This window comes from Flavobacterium sp. UGB4466 (assembly GCF_903469665.1).
Classification (GTDB): domain Bacteria; phylum Bacteroidota; class Bacteroidia; order Flavobacteriales; family Flavobacteriaceae; genus Flavobacterium; species Flavobacterium lipolyticum.
The window spans coordinates 44,861-69,053 of sequence record NZ_CAGKLC010000013.1 but is presented as its reverse complement, the minus strand read 5'-3'; the positions used below and the strand labels follow the sequence as shown (position 1 = coordinate 69,053).

General features: G+C 37.9%; 17 protein-coding genes. 2 read left to right on the top strand and 15 right to left on the bottom strand.

All coding sequences use genetic code 11. The features are described from left to right. Positions 1-3: 3 nt before the first annotated feature. The 8 genes from JO950_RS05845 to JO950_RS05810 form a co-directional block, all read right to left on the bottom strand. Positions 4-3,198, bottom strand: a complete 3,195-nt coding sequence (locus JO950_RS05845; RefSeq protein WP_237732290.1) for a SusC/RagA family TonB-linked outer membrane protein — start codon at positions 3,196-3,198, stop codon at positions 4-6. 133 nt (positions 3,199-3,331) lie between these two features. Beyond that, positions 3,332-4,441 (bottom strand): FecR family protein, encoded by a 1,110-nt coding sequence (locus JO950_RS05840; RefSeq protein ID WP_202701788.1) that lies wholly within the window; start codon positions 4,439-4,441, stop codon positions 3,332-3,334. Between the two features lie 67 nt (positions 4,442-4,508). Beyond that, a complete protein-coding gene (locus JO950_RS05835) occupies positions 4,509-5,108 on the bottom strand; it encodes an RNA polymerase sigma-70 factor (RefSeq protein WP_202701787.1) in 600 nt (199 codons plus the stop codon). Positions 5,109-5,394: 286 nt separating this feature from the next. Continuing rightward, a complete protein-coding gene (locus JO950_RS05830; protein ID WP_202701786.1) occupies positions 5,395-6,741 on the bottom strand; it encodes a DUF3526 domain-containing protein in 1,347 nt (448 codons plus the stop codon). A 1-nt stretch (position 6,742) separates the two neighbouring features. Further along, the gene (locus tag JO950_RS05825) at positions 6,743-8,191 is read right to left on the bottom strand and encodes a DUF3526 domain-containing protein (RefSeq protein ID WP_202701785.1); all 1,449 of its coding nucleotides are present in this window, start codon (positions 8,189-8,191) and stop codon (positions 6,743-6,745) included. Between the two features lie 8 nt (positions 8,192-8,199). After that, positions 8,200-10,569 (bottom strand): TonB-dependent siderophore receptor, encoded by a 2,370-nt coding sequence (locus JO950_RS05820; RefSeq protein ID WP_202701784.1) that lies wholly within the window; start codon positions 10,567-10,569, stop codon positions 8,200-8,202. Beyond that, entirely contained in the window at positions 10,535-11,230 is a 696-nt protein-coding gene (locus JO950_RS05815) for an ABC transporter ATP-binding protein (RefSeq protein WP_202701783.1), read from the bottom strand. The genes JO950_RS05820 and JO950_RS05815 overlap by 35 nt, the downstream gene beginning before the upstream one ends. 293 nt (positions 11,231-11,523) lie before the next feature. Beyond that, positions 11,524-11,874, bottom strand: a complete 351-nt coding sequence (locus tag JO950_RS05810; protein WP_202701782.1) for a hypothetical protein — start codon at positions 11,872-11,874, stop codon at positions 11,524-11,526. Between the two features lie 473 nt (positions 11,875-12,347). Between JO950_RS05810 and JO950_RS05805 the strand changes: the two genes are divergently transcribed. After that, positions 12,348-13,097 carry a 4-hydroxy-tetrahydrodipicolinate reductase gene (locus JO950_RS05805; RefSeq protein WP_202701781.1) on the top strand — a complete coding sequence of 250 codons (750 nt, stop codon included), beginning with the start codon at positions 12,348-12,350 and terminating at the stop codon, positions 13,095-13,097. A 248-nt stretch (positions 13,098-13,345) separates the two neighbouring features. On the opposite strand, the gene JO950_RS05800 is transcribed toward JO950_RS05805, so the two are convergent. The 4 genes from JO950_RS05800 to JO950_RS05785 all read right to left on the bottom strand — a co-directional run bounded on the left by JO950_RS05800 (position 13,346) and on the right by JO950_RS05785 (position 18,931). Beyond that, entirely contained in the window at positions 13,346-14,092 is a 747-nt protein-coding gene (locus tag JO950_RS05800; RefSeq protein WP_202701779.1) for a succinate dehydrogenase/fumarate reductase iron-sulfur subunit, read from the bottom strand. Between the two features lie 17 nt (positions 14,093-14,109). Beyond that, positions 14,110-16,020: a fumarate reductase/succinate dehydrogenase flavoprotein subunit gene (locus JO950_RS05795; RefSeq protein ID WP_202701777.1), complete on the bottom strand. Its 1,911-nt coding sequence runs from the start codon at positions 16,018-16,020 to the stop codon at positions 14,110-14,112. A gap of 383 nt (positions 16,021-16,403) precedes the next feature. Further along, positions 16,404-17,504 (bottom strand): hypothetical protein, encoded by a 1,101-nt coding sequence (locus tag JO950_RS05790; RefSeq protein WP_202701775.1) that lies wholly within the window; start codon positions 17,502-17,504, stop codon positions 16,404-16,406. Positions 17,505-17,650: 146 nt separating this feature from the next. After that, complete coding sequence (locus tag JO950_RS05785) at positions 17,651-18,931, bottom strand: acetyl-CoA C-acetyltransferase (RefSeq protein WP_202701773.1); 1,281 nt, start codon at positions 18,929-18,931, stop codon at positions 17,651-17,653. A 211-nt stretch (positions 18,932-19,142) separates the two neighbouring features. Between JO950_RS05785 and JO950_RS05780 the strand changes: the two genes are divergently transcribed. Next, positions 19,143-21,524, top strand: coding sequence for a TonB-dependent receptor (locus JO950_RS05780; protein ID WP_237732289.1), 2,382 nt, complete (start codon positions 19,143-19,145; stop codon positions 21,522-21,524). 139 nt (positions 21,525-21,663) lie between these two features. Here JO950_RS05780 and JO950_RS05775 read toward each other — a convergent pair whose 3' ends face one another. From JO950_RS05775 to JO950_RS05765, 3 genes are all read right to left on the bottom strand, one after another. Further along, on the bottom strand, positions 21,664-22,686 hold the full coding sequence (locus JO950_RS05775) for an LLM class flavin-dependent oxidoreductase (protein WP_202701769.1): 1,023 nt from the start codon (positions 22,684-22,686) through the stop codon (positions 21,664-21,666). A 257-nt stretch (positions 22,687-22,943) separates the two neighbouring features. After that, positions 22,944-23,333: a DUF1634 domain-containing protein gene (locus JO950_RS05770; RefSeq protein WP_230001087.1), complete on the bottom strand. Its 390-nt coding sequence runs from the start codon at positions 23,331-23,333 to the stop codon at positions 22,944-22,946. Between the two features lie 4 nt (positions 23,334-23,337). Beyond that, positions 23,338-24,174 carry a sulfite exporter TauE/SafE family protein gene (locus JO950_RS05765; protein ID WP_202701764.1) on the bottom strand — a complete coding sequence of 279 codons (837 nt, stop codon included), beginning with the start codon at positions 24,172-24,174 and terminating at the stop codon, positions 23,338-23,340. Positions 24,175-24,193: the final 19 nt, after the last annotated feature.

Genomic DNA, 24,193 nt, shown 5'->3' with positions numbered 1-24,193 from the left:
TCATTAAAATTTTGCGTTAACTCCAAGAGAGATTGTTCTTGCCTGTGGATAGATAAAACTGTACTCTCGTATTCCGTTCATTCCTTTCGGACTTTTTGCTTTGTACCAATACGCTACATTAGAAGCATCTGCAAAAACAGAAAGCGTATCCAGAAAACTATTTTTTAGCGGTACTTTGTAACTTAGATTGATATTGCTGATTCTCACATAAGTTCCATCATAAACATATTTGCTTAAGTTTGGAATGACAGGAGCAGTAGTCACGGCAGGCTGCGAAACAATATCACCCGGATTTCTCCAGTGATCTACAGCGTTTACAGACAGATTTCGATTAAAAGTATTAGAATATTTATCGATATACACATCAGAAATGAAAACATCGCCTCCAAGTTGAAAATCTCCCCTAACAGATAAAGACAGATTATTATAAAAGGTAAAATTGTTGTAAAAACCACCGTAGGCATCCGCCTGTTTGTCCCCAATGGGTACCCAGTCTGCAACCGTATGACCTTCATTGTAAGTTTTAACATCGTATACTTGTCCGCTTTTTTCGACAAGATCACGTCCTGTTGCGGGATCAACACCCACCCATTTTACGCCCCATAAAGTGGTTGTACTGTAACCTACTTTTTGAGCCAATGCAATATTTCCTACTGCATAATCACTTCCTAAACCTTTTAATGAAGTTACTTTACTGTCTACGGTAGCAATATTGAATGTGGTAGTCCATTTAAAAGGTTCGCTTTTTATCCATTTAATTCTTGTAGTAAGTTCAAAACCTTTATTGTACATGTCTGAAGCATTTAATTGTACAGAATTATATCCTGTCTCTGTTGGGATCTCCCTCGTTGTAATTAAATCACTTTTATGGTCATAGTAATATTCAAGAGTCAGTTCAACTCTTTTAAAAATATTAAAGTCAAATCCAACATTAAACTTCGTGTTTTTTTCCCAGCTCAAGTGACCGTTTGGCGCATCACCGGTAGTGGCTCCGCTGTAACCGTTATAATTGTTTTGACCAATATTGTACAAACCTTTAGCTCTGTACGAACCAATTCTTGAGTTTCCTGTTGAGCCATAACTCACTTTAAACTTCAGGAAATCAATCCATGAATTGGACTGTAAGAAATTTTCGTTACTGGCAATCCAGCTTAATCCTGCACCTCCGTTTAAAGCAACGTTTGTATCATCGCCAAAAACAGAACTTTCGTCACGTCTTAAATTGGCTAGAATGTAGTAGCGTTTTTTGAAGTTATAATTGACCTGAGATAAGAATGAAACTCTGGAATTGTAACTGATTTCACTTCTGTAAGTCTGATTATTGGCCTCTGAAATTTTATTAATTGGATTAGGGTTAACAAATCCTGCACCTGATTTATAATTAAAATCTGCTTTATCCTCTGACAATTCAAAACCTGCAACACCATCGATTTCATGATTTTCATTCCATTGTTTGTTGAATAAAACTTGTCCTTGCCAGTTCCATTTGGTCGAATTTCGCTGATTTAGAAGACGTCGTCCCCATGCCGGATATAAAACTTCGTCAAGTGTAAAGGTCCCTCCAAGCTGACCACTTTCGTTTGCAGCAGAAAAATAACGATCCTGCTCTTTATCTGTATAATCAATTCCAAAAAGGGTAGAAAATTTTACGGCTTTGCTTAGTTCATAAGATAAATTTAAACTTCCCAAAAGCCCAAATGTTTCTGCTTGATTTTTATTTTGTTCTATCGCAGCAAGCGGATTTCCTCTGGTGATACCGTTTACCCCTAAATCAGCATAGGAACCGTCCGGATTATAAGCCGCAAGGGTAGGCAGGTAAGCAAAACTGGCAAAAATATTGGGAGCGTTTATTTGCACGTAACTAGGGTTTAACATCAGATTAGCACTCCATTTACCTGAATTGTAGCCTAAATTGATTCCTGCATTTAATTGTTTGGTATCGTTACCCCTTTGAGGTTCTTCGATCTTTAAATAACTAATGTTCGTGCGATATGAAAACTTTGAAGTTGAACCCGAAACATTAAAATTGTACTTATTGTATATTCCGGATCGGTTTAAAATCTCAAACCAATCGGTATTGATACCATTGTAAGCAACAGGAGTATAATTTGTGGTAGTATTTTTTTGAAACTCATTTCTAAGCTCGGTAAATTGCTCACCGTTTAGATATTTTATTCGGTTGATGGCAGATGAAATTCCAAGCTGATTAGAGAAACCAAATTGTGTTTTTCCTTTTTTTCCTTTTTTAGTTGTAATCAAAATAACACCATTTGCCCCGTCAGCACCATAAATACCTACAGCGGCGGCATCTTTTAAGACCGAAATCGTTTCGATATTTTCAGGAGCAATTTTCATTAACGGATTGGCTAAACGTTCAACAGTATCACCGCTTCCATCAAAATCATTACTGTCAATCGCAAATTCTTCACTCATCACAACACCATCGACAATAATTAAGGGCTGTGAAGAAGTTCCGGTTATTGCTCCGGTTAAAGAAGATAAGGTTCCCTGTCCGCGAATGTTAATTTTGACCGGGCCTCCAACACCGGAAGTGTTTTCGACCAATACACCGGCAACCTGACCTGTAATCATTTTATCGAAACTCTCAGAAGCTTGTTCTACTGCTATATCTTTAGCATTTAAAGTAGAAATACTTCCAACAATTTCTTCTTTTAGTTTAGTAGTTCCGTAAGATGAAGTGATTACGACCGGATTTAATTCATCGGTAGTTTCCTGAAGATAAAAAACAAACTGTTTTTTGTCTTCGACTTTTTGCGATTGGGTTTCCATTCCTAAAAAACCAGCTTCAAGCACCTTATCATTGATATTGTTTCCTTTTAATTCATAAACAAATTTTCCGTTAAAATCGGTGATAGCGCCCATGCCGGTGCCTTTTATACGGATTGTTGCACCCGGAAGAGGTTGCTTGTCTTTGGAATTATAAACGGTTCCACTTATGAATCTTTCTGTTTCTGGTGCATTTCTTTCCGAAGAATTAACAGGAGGAGCGGCACTCGTCAATAAAACCTGCTTATTTTGGATGTAAAACGAAATGTTTTTTCCGGAAAATAACTGCGTTAAAGTCGTTTCTAAAGTGGCATTTTGTACTGTAATGTCAGCCAGTTGATCCGTATCAATTTTTCGGGCATTATAAATAATCCTAAAATCACTTTGCTCTTCGATTGATTTAATAATCAAACTGATAGGTTTGTTTTTTAGCTGTAATGTTATGAGTTTTTTCTGGGAAAAACCTTTAAAACAGGATATGATAAGGGCGAGGAAAAATAAAATTTTCCTTAAATTGGGTATCGTAAAAGTCATATTTGTTTCGTTATCGAAGATTGGTAATGGTAATCGTATTTTGTTTAATAGAATAATTAAAAGGAGTGTCACGTTTTAGAAGCTCTAAAATGTTTTCGACACTGGATTCGCTAATTTTAATCGTACCGGTGAAATTCTGTTTGGCCAAATCAGAATTTTCATTGATAATTTCGACATCGTAGGTACGCTGAATTATTTTAGCAATTGTAGAGAATGGGGTATCTTTAAAAGCAAGCTCTCCTTTTGTCCAGGCGGTGTAAAAGGCAGGGTCAATTGCTTTTGTTGTTATTTTTTTGGTGTTGTTTTGCCACGTTGCCATTTGATTAGGCTTTAGCAGAACCAGATTTTGTTTATTTTCTGTTTCATACATCTGAATGCTTCCTTCAACCAATGTACTATTTACTGTTGGAGTTTCAGGATAAGCACTTATGTTGAATTTGGTTCCGAGAACTTCAATATCCACTTGGTTGGCGTTTACAATAAACGGATGTTCTTTGTCTTTGGCAACTTCAAAAAAAGCTTCACCGGTTAAGTACACATTTCTTTTTCCGTTTGTACCAAATTGCTCGGGATAACGTAAGCTTGTTCCTGAATTTAAACTGACAACCGTTCCGTCGGAAAGGGTAAGTCTGAATCTTTTTCCATATGGAACTTTAAGTGTATTATAGACTACTTTTTGGTCTTCGACTTTTCCGAAATAAATAATGTGGTTTGGAAATTTTTTTGCAATCAGGTTTTTATTACCATCAAGTACTAAAACAGTTGGTTTGTCCTTTGCCATTATCTCTGTACGGCCATCTGCCCATTCTAAAACAATTTCTTTTGAAGCGGTTTTCGATGGTTGGCTAAAATTGAAGGCCAGTTTCCCTAATCCGAATAAAACCAAAAATACAGCGGCATATTTGAAGTACTGAATCGCTTTCCTTTTTGGCTGAATAGAAATAACAGCTGCTGAATCGTTGGAAACAGTTTCGGAAAGAGCTGCTAAAGCCCAGGTTTTCTTTACTTGAATAAAATACTTCTTGTTTTCTTCTGAGGCATCAATCCAGTCAAAGAGAGTCTGAACTTCTCGTTCTGAGGCTTCATTAGAAAGGTATTTGTAAATGAGTTCCGATGTCATATTGGAGTTTTTAAACTTCTCGTTATAGTAAGTACACTTCAGAATTAAAATACCCTACCTTTTATTCTTAATTATTATAAATAAGGATAAAAATCAGAAACAAATAATCGGATAATTTGGTCTTCAAAATCTTCAAAGCCTTGGTCATGTGGGCTTCAACAGCTTTTAAAGTCACTTGCATTTCTTCGGCTATTTCGACATTTTTTTTATTCTCGAAACGTTTTTTTATAAAAACGGCTCTGGTTTTTGGAGGTAAGTCACTTATTGATTCCTGAATTAAACGTTCTAATTCGGTTAATTCTAAAGTATCAAACTGTACCGAATTTAAGATTTCGACATCCAGTTCTCTTTCCTTTTGGTTCAGAAGGTCGTTTTTAAATTTATCCTTCACTTTATTGTGTCGGATCATGTTGAGACATTTTGATTTGGCGTACGTATACAGGTAGGAGGGAATTCCGTTTAGTGATTCAATATCTTTTCTGTTTTGCCAAAGATTGAGAAAAGCTTCCTGAGCCAGATTTTCGGCTTCGTCTTTGTCATAAATGAACTGAATGCTAAAAGATTGAATGCGACGGAAGTATTTGTCGTAGAAGTACGTAAAGGCAGTTTCGTCTCCTTCTTTGAAAGATTCAAAAAGATTTAATTCGAAACTGTTATTATGGTTCATTAAACAAAATTTACTTTGAAAAGGCAATTTTGTAAATTTAAAGAACTACAACAATTTGCCAAGAAAGGGGCAAATATAAAAGTTTATTTAAATTAGTTCTAAATAAAATTTAAATAAAGAGCATTTGAAAAAATATTAGTCAGAATATGCGGAATTTTTTAAACCATATAAGCAACAGAAGTAAATTAAAGAGTATCAGTAAACTAAAAATGCTCTTTATTTTAGATTCGTGATTCACAAAGTTTCAGTAGTTACTTGTATTGCTTATATGGTAAATTTAAAACAACTATAGGTTTTGTTTTTTGAAGTTAAACCAACCCAAACCAATCAATAACAAATTAAAAAGCAACAATGGCAAAAAGGCTTTTATACCATTAGTTTTTGACGGATCTGTGAAGGTTTCTACTTTAAATTTCGACCAGTTTTCCTTAACCACCGGTGCATTTTCAAATATTTTAGGATAAAAATACAACCTTATTTTCTCATGAAAACGCTTCGTTTCCTTCAAAAATAAAAGCTGGTTTCCTAAATCAGATTTGGCAATTTCATTCAGTTGAAGCTGGGCATGCAGGGTAGGAACGAATAAAGCAATAAACTGACTCGCTTTGTTGCGCTGTTCTAACTTGGATTGCAGTTCCTGAGATTGTTTTGCCGAATCGTCGTCGCCCGCCTGCTGCATGGCGTAATACCAAAGCCAGTTAAACTCTGTATCAGGCAGAGGATATCGCTTGAATTGCGGATAATGCTGGTAAAATTTATCCATTGTGATTTTCTTATCCATATCCCATTTTTCATGATAGGCATTACGTTGTTTCACAGTCAGCTCCAGAGCTTCCGGAATAGTATATTTATTCACAATATACGTATTGATTACGGCAGGCAGTATAATAATGAGAAACAGCCAGATCGTGAGTAAAATAACCGCATTGAAATTAGAGTTTTGTTGAAGGGAAACGATAAAAAAACAGACTGCAAACCAGAAAATAAGATACAAAACACCCAGTCCGTAAAAGGCAAGAAGGGAGGAGTCAAAAGGAATTCTCAGAATCAAAACGGCTAAAAGAAGTAAAAAGGTGAACAGCGCGATCAGACTTAAAATTCGGACGTAAAACAATTTCAGAATGTATAAAAAGGTATTTTCGCTTTGCACAGACACAATTTTCCAGGTACCGCTTTCTTTTTCTTCCGAAACCAGATTGTACGAGAATGCTATAATCAAAAGAGGAAACAGATAGATAAGCACAAAGCTAAAATCGATATTTCCGGATAAAAGATTGTTCGGATTATTGAGTTCCGAGTCGTATTTCTGACCTTCCAGACCCCGAATCGTGACGCTTTGAATCGATGGATTTACATCGCGCTGACCAATTGCCAGAGGATTCAGAGGCAATGTTTTATTGATGAGAGAAAATTTGATGTAGTAGAGCAGGAGTCCCATTTCGTCTTTGTGAAAAGCGGCATTTCGTGCAATATGCTCTTTTTGGTACAGTGCAGCTTCCGCAATATTGTTTTGCTGCTTTTGTTGAAACTGCTGCCCAATTAAAATACCGATGAATCCGATGAGCAGCAGGAACATCAATCCAATTTTGGTACCTTTTGATCGAATGAAATTTTTAAAAAGTAATGTTAACATATTAGAGGGCTTTAAGGTTTTTGGCTGCAATTCGCAGGAGAGCAAAAAGCAGGATAATCCAGAGAAAAATAGAAACTACAGAGAGGATTTCGGACTTTAAAATAGCCGGGATTTCTTTTGGCTCATAATGAAATTCTTCCAAATCAGCCCAGTGTTCTTTGCTGATGGATAAAGGCTTGTCGTTTGGTCCCGGCTTTTTATTACTAATATATTTAACCTGCAAAGCATTCATTTTTTGCGCCATCGTATAGCGGTAAATTTCAGCTTGTTTTTGAAAATCGATATACGAACCATAGTCGGTATTGGATAAACCCATCGACAGGTTTCGTATGGCGATATAAGGATTCAGGAACGAAACGGCCTTAGAAAAACTGTTCTGCTGATCGTAAACTTTTAGCAGCTCTTCTAAGTGTTCGTTATAAATGCGCGAACTGATTTTCTCTCCTTCCGTCATGATAAATCCCGAATAATTAAAAGGCAGTTTTTGTACCGAATCTACTTTGTAGGCGCGTAGTAGGGAATCTTTTATGGCTTTGTAATGTATGTCGTTTGGGTTGTGGCTGTCACCTTGTTTCAGAATGTCCTTTTCGATAGCACTGTTGAACTGTATTTTGGAAGGAGCTTCGTAAAGATAAGCGCCAATTGCCTGAGTAGTTCTGGGTAAAATAATCGTAAGAACCAGCCAGATTCCGATTAAGGAAATCAGTGCTTTTTTAGAAGTTTTACTCGCAGCAGAAACCAAAACAGCAATGACACAAAAGAAGATCAGGTAAATAAAATGAAACAGAACAAACAATACCATTTTGATGGTTTCATCGCTTGAAATCGTAAAATCCTGTAACAGCAGCCAAAGGAATACAAGAACTAAAATGGTAGGAATAAAAATAAGCAGAATCGCACTTGCAACCCCTACTATTTTACCTGTTAAGAGTTGTTTCCAACTGATTCCCTGACTTAAAATTAATTTTAAAGTCCCGTTTTCTCTTTCGGCTGCGACAGCATTAAATCCTAAGAAAAAAATCAACAGAGGTAATAAAAGCTGTAAAACCATAGCAATACTAATCTCTCCGAAACGAAGCATACTGTTGGAGAATCCTGCTTCTGAGAAATTGGCACTGTTCTGTTTGTGCGCTTCGAGAAAGATCGCATTTCCGAAAAACGGTTCCATCCCGAATTCAAAAACGCTCAGTGGTGTACTTTTTCTAAACGCAAAATTCCCGTAATGCGCCATTCGATGCGGATTCTTATCCGGATTATTGAGCCAGTCTTCGCGTGATTCATGTTGGTATTTTTCGCTCGTCTGATTCTGGTTGCTGTAATTTTCCCAACCTGAAAAAGCGGCGTAAAGCAACAGGATCCCGATAAAAATCGTGATGATATAGACTGCTGTATTTTTAAAAACAGCCTTTTTTAAATGTCTGGCAATTAAAATTTCTTTGTGTAATGACATGATACCGTTTAAAATTTATAAGTTACAGTAAGACTGAAGTTACGTGGTGCACCGGGAAACAGGCGCAGGTAATTCTGAGCACCCAGCCAATACGTTTTATTGAATAAATTGCCCGCATTTAGAGCAATTTGCATATTGCTTTTGTTTGGTTTATAGTACAATGCAGCATCAAAAACTGTAAAATCAGGCAGGGTAAAAGCTCTTGTAAACCAGGGTACTTTGCTGCTTTGATATTGCATTCCAAAACCAACGCCCAAATCTTTTAGAGCCGAATCGGAATTGAAGTTGTATCTCGTCCATAAATTAGCACTGTTTTTAGGTGTGTTTTGTTTTTGGGCGCCAATTAACGAAGGATCGCGATCGTTGGTGATTTTAGCATCAATGTAACTGTAAGAAGCATTTATTTGCCAGTCTGCCGTAATAAAACCGGCTATATCACACTCAAAACCACGGCTTCTCTCAGCACCTCTTGTCACGAGCAAATCCGGATTTGCAGGGTCGTTGGCATTCATCAGAATATTACGCTGATTGATTTCATAAACAGCAGCATTAAAACTTACCGAATTGTCGAAAAAAGTAGCTTTTAGTCCAACTTCTTTCAAGTTGCTTTTCAGTGGATCAAACAAACTTCCAGCTGGTAAACTTCCGGTTTGAGGCATCAAAGAGACTGTATTCGATTGTGGCTGGTAACCTTCCAAATAAGTCGTATAAACATTAATCTGATTGTTCACAGCATAAATCACTCCAATACGCGGTAGTAAGGCTGACTTTTTCACGGTTAGTTCATTGTTGGATTTGTAGTTCGTAATGTCTCTAAACCATTCTTGACGCAAACCCAATAAAATGGTAAATCTTTCCCATTGTACCTGATCCTGAATGTAGATTGCATTAGTAGTGGTTAGTGCAGGGGGTAATGCGGTACGGACATTTAGGGTATAATCATCAGGACTTGTTAAAGTATAGGTTGGATTGTTCAGGTTAAAATAATTGACATTTGGTTTAGGTAACACCACTCCGTCAACGGTTATGGTTTGATAATTGGTAGAGTTTGCAGCAACAAATGAAGGGGCTACCGTTCCGTCTTTCAATACATAACCTCTGGCCGCATTTTGTCCGCCGCCTTTGGTTTTGTTCCAGCTGCTCAAATCGTAACCTGCTAATACTTTATGCTTCAGTTTTCCGGTTTTTAAATCAAAATTGAAATAAGCGCTCAGGTTATCAATGTTCCAATATTGCTGACGCTGTACAAACTGCATCATGGCCAGACTGCTAACCGGTTTATTGTTCATGTCGACTGCAAAAGCATTTGTAGTTCGGTGCTCCTGAAGGTCTTCTGTCCAGGTTTGTTTCATGTATGAAGCGTTAAAACCGACTTTTGAACTGAATTTATGAGCGAAATTCGTCATCAAAATCATTTCTTTTGATTTGAAAAAATCGCTTGGAGCTCCTAAGTTCAAACCAATTGGAGTTTTGTGTAAGCTGGTAACTCCCGCTACAGCGCCAAAAATAGGCTGTCCACGATCCAGAACTCCAGTCATGTTGCTTAAAATAAGTTCTGTATTGATGGCTGTTTTTTCATTCGGAATGTAGCTGAAAGAAGGAGAAATCAAAAACGATTTGTTACGTACCAGATCCCTGAACGATTTGGCTTCCTGATAGGCACCGTTTACACGATACAAAAGTGTTTTGGATTCGTTCAATGGGCCTGTAAAATCTAAGGTTCCGCGCAAAGTGCTAAAGCTTCCTGCAGTCAGACTTATTTCTTTTCGGTCAACGGCCAAAGGTTTTTTAGTCACCATATTGATACTTCCACCCGGATCTACTGAGGAAAATGTAGCACTCGAAGGCCCTTTGATCACTTCAACTCTTTCAATATTGGTTGTTAAGGGCTGTAAAAAGTAATGTTGATGTGTTCGCATACCATTTATGATCTGGCCTTCTTCATTTTGACTGATTCCGCGAATGGTATATTGATTGTAATAACTTGCCGGGATCACCCCACTGGCCATTTTTACAGCATCGGCCAGATAGATAGCCCCTTTGTCTGCAATTAATTCTTTGGTGATCGTAGATATGGATTGCGGGATGTCTTTGTTGAGAGCGGCTGTTTTGGTGGCTGCAAAAGAATAATCGCTATTGTATTTTTTGGTCGAACGGCCAATGATTTCGACAGTTTGCAATTGGGTGTGTTCGGTTTTTACCCTGACAGAATCTTTAGGAATACTATCAGATATCTTTTTATTAACGGTTTGCGATTGGGCAAACGAAGTAATGCTTAATAAAAACAGTGAGAGAATATGGTGTTTCATTTTTTTTGGATAGGATTGAGAAAGTAATTCCCCTTTATACAGTTTGTAAATACAAATCTTCCAGTTCATTTGCCGAGATTTTATCGGCTTCGATAACAGTAACAAGGTTTCCCTGTCTCATAATGCCAATATGAGAGGCCACTTCCCGCGCTCGGAAAATATCATGCGTCGCCATTAAAATAGCGGTTCCATCAGCAGAAAGTTCTTTTAGTATTTGGGAAAACTCGTTGGAAGCTTTAGGGTCTAAGCCGCTTGTAGGTTCATCCAGTAAGAGCACTTTGGCTTTTTTGGCAATCGCAATGGCAATTCCAACTTTTTGACGCATTCCCTTAGAATAACCACCTAAATTTTGATGGTGCGCCTTAATCTGAAGCCCCGCTTTAGACAGGAAATAAGTCAGTTCTCCCTGTGAATATTTAAATCCTGCCAGCGATGAAAAGAATTTTAAGTTTTCCAGACCGGTAAGATTAGGATACAGCATGACGGTTTCGGGGATATAAGCAACGTATTTTTTCGTTTCCTGTGCGTTGTCGATGACGGATAGGTCGTTAATTTTTAGTTCTCCGTCTGTTGGAGCTATAAAACCTAGAAAAAGATTGATTGTGGTGGTTTTTCCGGCACCATTTTGCCCCAGTAAAGCAAAAATTTCCCCTTCTTTAATGGTTAAGTTGAGTTTGTTTAGAGCAATATGGTCGCCATATTTTTTTGTTAGATTTTCAGCTATAAGCATAGTTTTGATGTATTTGGATGATTTTTAGTACGGGTTTTTCTTTTCAATCACAGTTATAGTGACAGCCTTTAGGGCTGAAACATGTTAACCAGTGACGAAACAGGAAGGGTAGAATTTACTGGGACAACCGAAGAGTTAGGCAAATTGGATAAACCAAAATGATCTTTCGTATCCTGATTGGAGCTGTTTTATTGAAAACAGACCCAATAAGATTATCAATGCGTTTTGCCTGATCTTTGAAAAAAAGACAAGCAAAAGCTATTTTTTAATTTTTCGGACGAGAATGCAGTAAACTAGCGAATAAATGGGGGTGCCCTAAGTGCAAAAAGACTGCCTTTGAAAACGACAGAAATTGTTTTTTCGTAAAAGAACACGCTGTAAGTTTCAACGGTTGCTTTAAGAAAAGAGTACGTTTGAAAAGTACTTGATATAAAAGTGCTAAACGTAAAATGACAAATCTGACAATTGTTGTCTACTGTATGACTGTGCGTGATTTGCTTTTGCCCGTCAATAGAGGTATGCTCGCAATGTTTACTTGTTAGCTGCTTGTAAACATGCTCGTAAGAATGCAGCATCTGAAACAGCATTGCAAACAATACAGTTACAGACATAAAAAGAGGAATTAATACATTTTTCTTTTTCATTCTTAATGGAAAATGCCCATTTTTAAAGGACTTAATAGCTTATAAACTAACGCAACGTTGTTGCAAATATAGATATCTTATTTAAAAATGTGTCAGAATCGATTATTATTTTATTAGGACTGGATTAATAAAGGGTTGTTTTTTGTTAGTAGATTTTTTGAGTTTTCATAAGATGCAGTTGTATTTCAGGCCGTTTTGGAGGAGAGTTTTTGGCATAAAATAAAATTAAAAAGGGCAGTGCCAAAAATACCATTGTCGTACTTTAGAAATTATTTTGACAATATTATTCGTGTTAACATCGTTGTTTATTAGTAGTTATCTAAGTTATTGCCGGTAATCCCATTATAGATTTCCTATTTTTACTGGAAGACGATAGTGATCGGCATCGTTGATAACTCAATTCTTGATTTGACATGAACTCTACAAAATGTCAATTTTATAAACGGGCGTTCTGCTCCATAAAAAAGTAAATTATGAAAATAGGTTTAATTGGATTTGGAAAAACGGGAAAGTCAGTGGCAACTGTATTACTGGAGAATAATAAATTTTGTCTGGAATGGGTTTTAAGAAAAAGTACTGTTCTGGAAAAGAGATCTGTTTCAGAGTTTTTGGGCATTCCGTCAGAAGAACAAGGGGTCATTTATTCGAGTTCTAAAACTTCAATGGAAGAATTACTGGACAAACATCCTGTTGATGTTATTATAGATTTTTCTTCGAATGATGGCATCTATACATACGGAGAGCAGGCAGCGCAGCGAAAGGTCAAGATTATCTCGGCTATTTCTCACTACAAAGACAAAGAGTTGCAGTTCCTAAAGAAACTGGCACATAAAACTACGGTCTTTTGGTCACCCAATATTACGCTTGGGGTCAATTATTTGCTTTTTGCTGCTAAATTTTTAAAGAAAATTGCTCCCTGGGTGGATATTGAAGTAAACGAAGAACATTTTAAAAAGAAAGAAGGAACTTCAGGAACAGCCGTTAAAATTGCCGAAGCTTTAGAAATTGATAAAGACAATATCAACTCGGTAAGGGCAGGAGGAATAGTAGGTAAGCACGAGGTTATATTTGGATTCCCTTATCAGACGGTTCGTTTAATTCACGAATCGATCTCGAGGGAAGCATTTGGAAACGGAGTGGTTTTTGTTGCCGAAAATTTAGAAAACAAACCCAAAGGACTGTATAATTTTGAAGATATTTTAACGCCTTATTTTGCGGTATGATACTTTACTATAAACCCGACAGGTTTTTAAAACCTGTCGGGTTTGTTTTATAGGTCAATTTGATTTTAAACAATTGGTTATCATTTTAATAAACACATAGAAGCATAGAAATAATGGGGCAAAAAGGTTTCAAAATGAAATACATTTCTTCCGCATGGTTTGTTGCTTGTATTTTCAACTTATGAAATGATATTTCTGAGTTTGATAAGTCTATGTTTCTATGTGTATTTTATTAAATGATTGATGTATTATTTTTTAAAAATTAAAGCTTTGGTATATTCGGCATTCATTTTGGCAATAGAAAGAATCGAAATACCTTGTGGACATTCAATTTCACAGGCCCTGGTGTCTGAGCAGTTTCCAAAACCCTCGGCATCCATCTGGCTTACCATGCTCAGCACTCTTTTTGAAGCTTCGATTTGTCCCTGTGGCAGCAAAGCCAAATGGGTGATTTTTGCCCCCGTAAATAAGGCTGCACTGGCATTTTTACAAGTGGCTACGCAGGCACCACACCCAATACAGGCTGCCGCATCAAAAGACGCTTCGGCAGTTTCATAGGATATGGGAATACTATTGGCCTCGGGTGCCTGACCTGTTGAAGCTCCGATAAAACCACCGGAGGCAATGATAGTGTCAAAAGCTGAACGATCGATTTTTAAGTCTCTGAGTACAGGAAAAGCTTTTGCCCGAAAAGGTTCAATATAAATAGTATCTCCATCTTTAAAACTTCTCATGTGGAGCTGGCAAGTGGTGGTATTTTTTAGAGGACCATGAGCTCTTCCGTTAATCATCACACCGCATTGCCCGCAAATTCCTTCCCGACAATCGTGATCAAATTCAATAACCCGTTCTTTTTTCTGAATTAAGGATTCATTCAAAAGATCGAGCATTTCCAGAAAAGACATATGTTCTGAAACCGCATCTATTTCATAATCGGTCATTTTTCCTTTAGATGAAGTGTCAGATTGCCGCCATATTTTAAGAGATAGTTTCATATTTCTTCAACTTTTGATTATTTGTAACTTCTTACTGCAAGTTCAACCGATTCAAATACAAGAGGTTCTTTGTGCAATTGAGGGGGGGTAGCTTTTCCTTTCCATTCCCATGCTGAAACATAGCAGAAATCATTATCATTTCGAACGGCTTCACCATCGGCAGTTTGGTATTCTTCGCGAAAGTGAGCTCCACAAGATTCTTCTCTTTGTAAAGCATCGTGACACATTAATTCGGCCAGCTCTATGTAATCGGCAATTCTTCCGGCTTTTTCGAGTTCACTGTTTAAGGTATCATCTCCGGTAATCAGTAAATCTTTTTCAAAAGAAGCTTTCAGGGCTTTTATATCTTCGATGGCTTCTTCCAGTTTTTCTTTGCTTCTCGAAAGACCACATTTTTCATAAAGTAATCGTCCAATTTTTTTATGAAAGTGATCGGTTGAAAGTGTGCCTTTGCTATTTAAAAAACGATCGAGCTGTGTTCGCACGGATTTTTCAGCTTCTTCAAAAGCAGGGTGGTCGATGGTTGCTTTTGGAGCGTTTAATTCTCCAGCCAAATAATTCGGAATCGTATACGGAGCAATAAAATAGCCGTCTACGCAAGCCTGAAGCAAAGAATTCGCTCCGAGTCTATTAGCGCCATGATCGGCAAAATTGGCTTCCCCCAAAGCAAATAGCCCGGGAATACTGGTCATTAATTCATAATCGACCCAAAGTCCACCCATAGTAAAGTGGGCAGCGGGAGAAATAAGCATAGGTTCTTTGTAAGCGTTGATACCGGTAATTTTTTCATACATGGCAAACAGATTACTGTATTTGGCTTCAATAGTATTTTTCCCCTGTGCTTTTATAGCATCTGCAAAGTCGAGATAAATAGCGTTTTTCATTGGTCCGACACCATGTCCGGCATCAATCCGTTCCTTAGCTGCACGCGATGAAATATCACGTGGTGCCAGATTTCCAAAAGAGGGATAACGGCGTTCGAGATAATAATCACGTTCTTCTTCGGGAATGGTATTGGGATTTCGTGCGTCCTCGGCTTTTTTCGGAACCCAAATTCGACCATCGTTCCGCAAAGATTCTGACATTAAAGTGAGTTTAGATTGGTTGGCTCCGTGTTGCGGAAGCGAGGTAGGGTGGAACTGAATCCAGCTTACTCCGGCCATATAAGCGCCTTTTTTATGTGCTCGCCAGATGGCAGAACTGTTGCAGCCCATAGCCAGTGTAGAAAGATAATATACTTTTCCGTAGCCTCCCGAAGCCAGTACAACTGCATCGGCAACATGACGTTCTAAAGCTCCTGTTTCGAGATTTCGGGCTATAATACCTTTTGCTTTTCCGTCAATAATTACTAATTCCAGCATTTCATGACGGGTGTGCATGGTTACTTTTCCTAAGGATACCTGACGCAACAATCCCTGATAAGCACCTAATAAAAGCTGCTGGCCGGTTTGTCCGCGTGCGTAGAAGGTTCTCGAAACCTGGACACCTCCAAAAGATCTATTGTTTAAATATCCGGCATATTCTCTGGCAAAAGGAACGCCCTGCGCCACGGCATGGTCGATCAAATGTGCGGAACATTCAGCCAAACGATATACATTGGCTTCCCGGGATCTGAAATCACCACCTTTGATGGTATCATAAAACATTCTGAAAGTACTATCGCCATCGTTTTTGTAGTTTTTTGCAGCGTTAACTCCTCCTTGTGCCGCCACAGAGTGGGCACGTCGGGCAGAATCCTGAAAACAAAACGATTGAATAGTATAACCCTGTTCAGCCAGAGACGCTGCGCAGGATGCACCTGCAAGTCCGGTTCCAACAACAATAACGTTCAGTTTTTTTCTGTTGGCTGGATTTACAAGCCTTGCTTTTGCTTTGTAATTATTCCATTTATCGGCTAGTGGACCTTCGGGTATTTTGGAGTCAATCATTTTTATTTTAGTTTAAAATGAATTTATACACAAATTTTATAAGTGACTTGATTTATAAAGGAGGTCTAATTTACTATAAAAAAATGATTTTTTGTAAAGAAAAAACTATTATTTGAACGGTATATTGCAATTCAAAATAATTGGGTTAGGAGTTTAGCATACAAATCTATGTTTCTATGGGTTAAGTGTTTTTCACGCAGATTTAGCAGATTTTTTTTTGATTATTATTAAACACCTGGAAACATAGATTTTCTAATTGGAATGGTGTGTTTTGTTTCAATTAGTTAGGAAATCCTATGTGAAGGAAATAAGTTTCCTTTACGTATTGAATATATAAATCTATGTTTCTATGGGTTAAGTGTTTTTCATACCTTCTGTAAGTACTATTTGATGAATTTCTCTACATTCGGGATTTTCTCAAGTGCCTTTGTATTTTCGGCCAGCAGTTTAGCAGCAGCTTCATTTATTTTGCTTGCCGGAATTGCTTTCCATTTGTTGATGTCCTTTTCGAAATCGTTTCCAAACAAAACTCTTGATAAATCTCTTATCACGCAATAAGCGGCAATTGAATGACCATTATCGCTATCATAGTTTCCGGTATTGATAAAAAACTGCAATCGTTTCAGCAGACCTTCCTGAGAATAAAGAGAAACTTCAGTTAATTTTCCTCTGTATTCCAGATCGGCAGAACCAACACCTTTTAATTTTGGGAATAGTTTATAATCGGCAAAGTGTCTTCCTTCGTGACCAATGTAGCTTACTCTAAAATTTTCCGATTTTAAGTCATAGGCTTTTTTTACGCAAAACAAAGCTTCTTTTGTGGCCCAGCCCGCAGGATAATAGCGTCCCAGAGTAGCATATTCGCTCCAGCCCAGGGTGACAAAATCGTCCATAAAATAGATTTTAATTGGAGTTTCTTTTCCATCATAGGTAACTTTATAGATGGTGTCTTTTTCTGTTTTCCAAACCAGTAAGTCATATAAACCTCCCGTTTTTCCAAATCCGGTCGTATGATAACCTAAACTTGCGATGTATTTTTTTTGATAGACATTGATACTGTCTTCGTTAATCGTTAGGTTTTTGGCAGACGGAAAATTCGTTTTAAGAAAATTCGAAACGTTTTTCAGGATCAGTGTATCGGTTTTCTTTTCTTTGTTTAAGAAAGAGAAACGCCAGTAATCTCTGTAAATCTTTAACAACTGATCTATTTTTGATTTTCGCGTTTCCAGAAAATCACTTTTGTCTTCTGCAAACTTAAATCGGTTTTCAAAGTTGGTTTTGAATTTTGAGTCTTTATCCGCTATTTTTTTATTGGGATCGATTTCCAATAGTGGCAAAGCTGATTTTGGATTCCCATCTAAAGCCAGCGAGTAGATTTTAGTGTAATCCAGTTTTATGCTGTCGTTTGGAGTGGTCTGAGCATTTATTTTCGAAAATGAAAAGAAAGTGAAAATGAGTAAAGTGGTAAGTTTTAAAGTTCTCATGTAGTAAGGTTTGGATTAATGGATTAGCGTTTTTTATACTATAGAGACTTTTATTTTGATTTTGTTACAGTTTTAATTTTTTTAAACAATAAACCGGACAGGTTTTAGTAACCTGTCCGGTTTGTTGTTTGTAACGATAGGAATAATTATTTTTCGATTATCATGGTCACGCCTTGTCCTCCGGCGGCGCAGATTGAAATTAGTCCGCGTCCGGATCCTTTTTCGTTTAACAGTTTAGCCATAACACCAATGATACGACCTCCTGTGGCAGCAAAGGGATGTGCTGCTGCAAGACTGCTTCCTTTCACATTTAGTTTTTCGCGATCGATTGCTCCAAGGGTTTTAGGAAGTCCAATTTGAGTACTTAGTTCAGGACTCTCCCAGATTTTCAGAGTGGCTAAAACCTGAGCGGCAAAAGCTTCGTGAATTTCGTAATAATCAAAATCCTGTAAGGTCAAACTTGCTTTATCAAGCATGCGGCTGACAGCAAACAAAGGAGCCAATAGAAGATTCTGCTGGTTCTTGACATATTCGATGGCAGCAATTTCAGCAAAGGTGATGTAAGCTAAAATGGGCAGATCATGTTCTTTTGCCCATTCCTCACTGGCTAAAAGAATGCAGGAAGCGCCATCTGTTAACGGAGTTGAATTTCCTGCCGTTAAGGTTCCATTGATTTTGTCAAAGGCTGGTTTTAGCCTGGCCAATTTTTCGAGCGTGCTGTCTTTTCTTAAATTATTGTCCCTGTCAAGTCCGTGGAAGGGAGTAATCATATCGTCAAAAAAGCCGTCATCGTATGCTTTCGCCATATTCAGATGACTTTTAAGCGCAAAGTTGTCCTGATCTTCCCGAGAGATTTTGTAATGTTTGGCAGTGATTTCGGTGTGACCTCCCATTGAAAGTCCGGTTTGAACTTCTTCATTCTTGGGAACCAGCGGGGCCAAATCTTTAGGACGGATTTTTAGAAAGAATTTTATTTTCTCCATTAACGATTTTGCATTTCTGACATGGAGTAGAATTTTCCGAAGTTTATCGCTCACCGCCATCGGAATATCACTTATAGAATCAACACCTCCGGCAATTCCGCATTCAATTTGCCCTAGTGCAATTTTGTTGGCAATATAAATAGCACTTTCGATTCCGGTATCACAGGCCTGCTGCAAGTCGCAGGCAGGAGTAGCGGGATCTAGTGTTGTTTTCAGGACACATTCCCTCATTAGATTATTATCATAAGTATGTTTGATTACGGCCCCTCCGGCAACTTCACCGATTAATTTTCCTTTCAGATTGTATTGGGTGACAAGACCATCAAGAGCAGCGGTCATCATTTGTTGATTTCCAACTTCGGCGTAGGCAGTATTAGCTCTTGCAAACGGAATACGGTTGTATCCCACAATAGCTACTTTTTTGATTGTGTTAGTGTGATTCATAATTGAGATTGTGTTTTTGTCCTTAAAGATAAGCAGAGTTATTTACTATTGATGATTTTATAATCCAAAATGATAGGTCTTGAGGTGATATTCAAGGATTTGGTTTTTAATTATATTTATTTAGAATAATTAAAAATAATTTGCAAAAAAATGTTTTAGCCCTTACTTTTGCCAGCGATATAAAAACCAATAAAAAATAATAATGAATACCATGAGAATAAAAAAAGTTTTATTTTTTCTGATTTTCCTAAACTCATTAGTGATGATGGGGCAGGAACACGGAAAAGTAATCGGAAGAGTTTCCTTAACCGGAAATGTGCCGGCAGAAAATGTTGCTGTTGCTCTTAGAGGAACAAGGTACAGTGCTATTACGAACGAACACGGACAGTACGAAATTAAAAATGTTAAACCTGCCAGTTATACTATCAGCATTAGTGCAGTTGGAATTCGTCCCGTTGAAGACAGAATTACAGTGACATCAAAGCAAACGACAACTAAAAACTTCATGCTTTCGGAGAGCCAGGAAGATTTGGATGAAGTGGTAATTACTAAAAACAAATACAAGCAAGACAAGCCTTCTTTATCCTTACGTCTTCAAACACCTGTATTGGAAATTCCACAAAATATTCAGATTGTGAGTGGTCAGACATTAAAAGATCAACAGATTGTAAGTATGAGTGACGGAGTAATTCGAAATGTGAGTGGGGCAATACGTTCTGAGCACTGGGGAGATTTGTATACGAATATAAAAATGCGTGGTTCACAGGTTCAGGCGTTCCGTAATGGTTTCAACGTAGTTTCTTCTTCCTGGGGACCGCTTACGGAAGATATGAGTTTTGTAGATCATATTGAGTTTGTGAAAGGACCTGCAGGATTTATGCTTTCCGTTGGTGATCCAAGTGGTTTGTATAACGTAGTGACTAAAAAACCAACCGGAATTACAAAAGGAGAAGCCAGTGTAATGGCGGGAAGCTATGATTTTTACAGAGCGAGTATCGATCTTGATGGGAAACTGGATAAAAAAGGAAAGCTATTGTATCGTTTTAATGCTGCTGCCCAAAACAGAGGTGCGCATCGTGCATTTGAACACAATAACCGCTATGTAATTGCTCCGGTAATCACGTATCAGGTTGATGATAAAACAAAAATTACAGCAGAGTACAACTTTCAGTATGCCAACATGACTGAGGTAGGATCTTATTATGTCTTTGGACCTAAAACTGAAGGATATGCCACATTACCGGTTGGATTTACTTTGACACAACCGGGTATACCGGATACTAATATTCAGGATCATAGCGGATATCTTATGTTTGAGCACAAGTTTGATGACAACTGGAAACTGACAGCACAAACTTCTTATTTCAAATACATTCAGCAAGGGTACAGTTCATGGCCTAGTGCCATTGGTTCAAGTGAAAATGCTCTTGGAAAAGGGAATATTATCAGAAACGTAGGTATCTGGGATGCAGAAAGTAATATGTATTTGGGGCAGATATTCATAAACGGGAAGTTCAATACCGGAAAAGTTACGCATAAACTATTAGGCGGTGTAGATTTAGGAAGTAAAGATTATATGGCAGATTGGGGACAGTCTCATGATCTTGATACAGCTGCAAATCCATTTAATGTTTACAATCCAAATTACGGGACGCCTTCTAACGGTTTTCCCGTTTTCAATCGTACAACACCGCTTTCAGTCAGAGCTGGTGGTAAATTAACACAAGAATACGCAGCAGGTTATATTCAGGATGAACTTGGTTTCTTTGAGAATAAATTGAGATTGACTCTTGCAGCACGATATACCTGGATTAGCCAAAACAGTTGGGGAACAATTGAATCTGATAGTCATATTACACCACGTGTAGGATTTAGTTATTCTGTGACCGATAATTTAGCTCTTTATGGTTTGTACGATCAGGCATTTATACCGCAGTCCGGAATTATTAAAAATGGTGATCAGGTAAAACCGATAACTGGAAATAATGTGGAATTTGGAATTAAGAAAGATTGGTTTGACGGATCGTGGAGTACTACATTAGCAGCTTATAGAATCGTAAAACAGAATGAACTTGCTGCCGATCCAACGAACGGACCAAATGATATTTATAAAATTGTTTTAGGAGAAAAAAGAGCGGAGGGTATTGAATTTGACATTAGAGGAAGGTTATTAGACGGACTTAATCTTGTTGCTAATTATGCTTTTACAGAATCTATAGTAACAAGTTCGGTTATTCCAAAAATAACGGTGGGTTCAGTTGTACCGGGATTTGCTAAGCATAGTGCAAATGCGTGGTTGAACTACAGCATTCAAAGCGGAAAGTTAAAAGGACTGGGGGCTTCTATAGGAGGGACTTATCTTGCAGGCCGTCAAACGGACAGTTGGAGTGTAGGAGGTATCAGCTTACCCAACTATTTTAAACTGGATGGAGGTTTATCTTATGAAACCGGGAAGTTTAAGGTTACAGCAAATGTGTTTAATATTCTGGACAAATACCTGTACAGTGGATCTTACTATGAATGGCTTTCTGCTTACTATTGGCAAACAGAAGCACCAAGAAATTTTAGAGTGGGGGTAACGTATAAGTTCTGATTTTTTAGGTACTAAGGCGCTGAGGTGCTAAGGTTCTAAGTGTTTAAAAGTAAACCCAACAGATTTTTACAATCTGTTGGGTTTATTTGTTATTACGAAATAAGAAAATCTTTTAATCGGTACAATCTGTGGTAAAAAACTACCCTTTACTAATAAGCGGAATTACTTTTGCTCCTATAAGTTCGATCGCATTCATGAGCTGTGTATGCGTGAGACCTGCATTGTCCATTTGAAAGGTGAATCTTGAAATACCGCCAAGAGATTCGCTGTGACGCAAAATTTTATCAGCAATGCGTTCCGGATCTCCCACAATCAGTACACCCTGATCGTCAATCAATCCGTCAAATTTGGCTCTGGTCACGGGCGGCCAACCGCGTTCCAGACCTAATTTTGTCCAAAGTTCAGCATAACCGGGATAATATTCTTCAATGGCTTTTGCGGTAGTGCTTGCTGCAAATCCGGGTGAATGTAAACCTACCTGAAGTTCTTCGGGCAGATAACCGGCTGCTTTCCCTGCTTCGCGATACAAATCAACTAAAGGACGAAAACGATGAGTCTGACCACCAATAACTGCGACCATCAAAGGAAGCCCTAAAGATCCGGCCCGGATAAACGATTCAGGAGTTCCGCCGACACCCAACCATACAGGAAGTTTTTCTTGCAAAGCTCTGGGATAAACCGGAAGATTATTTATGGAAGGGCGAAATTTTCCCGACCAGGTCACAAATTCATTGTCTCTAATTTGAAGTAAGAGGTCTAATTTTTCTTTAAAAAGTTCATCGTAATCATTCAGATTAAAACCAAAAAGGGGGTAAGCTTCAATGGAAGACCCACGGCCTACTACAATTTCGGCTCTTCCTTTTGAAATTAAATCAAGTGTTGCAAAATTTTGATAAACTCTTACCGGATCGGCAGCACTTAGAACCGAAACGGCACTTGACAATCGAATGCGTTTGGTTCGCGCCGCCGCAGCACTTAAAATCACAGCAGTTGCCGAATCTAAAAATTCTTTTTTATGATGTTCACCAATTCCAAAAACATCAAGTCCGGCCTGATCTGCCAGCTCGATTCTTTGCAGCAGCTGTTCCATTGCATCAACACTGCTTAAGGTATTGTGGTCTCCATACATCGCCGAAGCGAAACTGTCAATTCCTATTTCCATTTTTTTTTAGGCTTTAGGCTTTAAGCTCTAGGCAGTATGCTTTCTTATTAAGCCTATTGTCAAATGCTTATCGCGGTTAGTATCTTTTTAGCATTAGGCTTTAAGCAATATGCTTTTTTAGAAAGCCTACAACCCAATGCTTATCGTGGTTAGTAGAGTATTATCGCTTAGTAAACCTGACAGGTTTTTAAAACCTGTCGGGTTTGGTTGTTATTAAGAAAGCCTAAAGCCTAAAGCTTACGGCTTATAGCCATTAATTAATGAGAAAAACCAAAGGAAACGCTAATCAGAATAATCACAATAACAATTAAGGTGATGCCTACATACAGATAATCCTTTTCCAGTAAAAACGAAAAAAGCGATAGTAAAACGCGTAAAACCGGAGTTAGAAAAAGCAGAATAATTCCAAAAAAGATTAAAGATTCACCGTTTCCCTGAATTACACCCTGATAAATTGCCGAAATTACTTCAAAGATATTACGGTCATTTTCATGAAAGGCCGAATAATTTTCAATGTCTGCACTATGATGCAGTAAGTAAACAATTCCACCAATAAAAGCTACGGATAAAGAAATCCAGACGCCATAGCGCAATAAATTTCCGATAATGGTTTGAAAATCTTTTTCTCCAAATTTTTCGTGTTGCATAGTCTTAGATTTTTCCATTAATTCCGTTATAGATCATATTTACTGCCAATACAAAGATGAGGCAGGCAAAGAATATTCTAAGTTTCTTAGGATTTGTTTTCACGAGAACTTTAGCTCCTGCCATCGCTCCAAAAAGTACACCAACCACTACAGGCATACAGATTCCAGGTTCGATGTATCCTTTCTGAATGTAAATGACAGAACTTGCCATTGCCGTAACTCCCATCATAAAATTACTGGTGGTAGTAGAAACTTTAAACGGAACTCTCATAATATTGTCCATGGCGATTACTTTAAAAGCTCCGGAACCAATTCCTAATAAACCGGACATCATTCCGGCAATTCCCATCATACTAAAACCTCCTATAACATTTTTAGTTCCGTAATGAATAACTTTGCCATCGTGTGCGGGATAAGTGCCTTCTAATTTTAGTTTTTTAGCCAAAGGACTAGATTCTAATACAATATGTTCTTCTTTTTTACGAAGCGAATTGATAGCCGAGAAAATTAAAGTTAGCCCAAATAAAACGGCAATAAACGAAGTAGGAGCGATAGTTGAAAGCAGGGCTCCGCAAACAGCACCTATTGTAGTGGCAATTTCCAGAAAAATACCCAATCGCATGTTGGTGATTCCTTCTCTCACATACGCTGCGGCTGAACCTGAAGAAGTTGCAATTACGGAAACCAGAGCCGCACCAATTGCATAATGAATGTCAACGCCAAGAACGACTGTTAAAAGTGGAATTATGATAATCCCGCCACCTAAACCTGATAATGAGCCAATAAAACCTGCTAAAAAAGCACCAAGAATCATAATCAGGGTAAACGTAAGTACTGTCATTCGAATCGATTTTGTTACC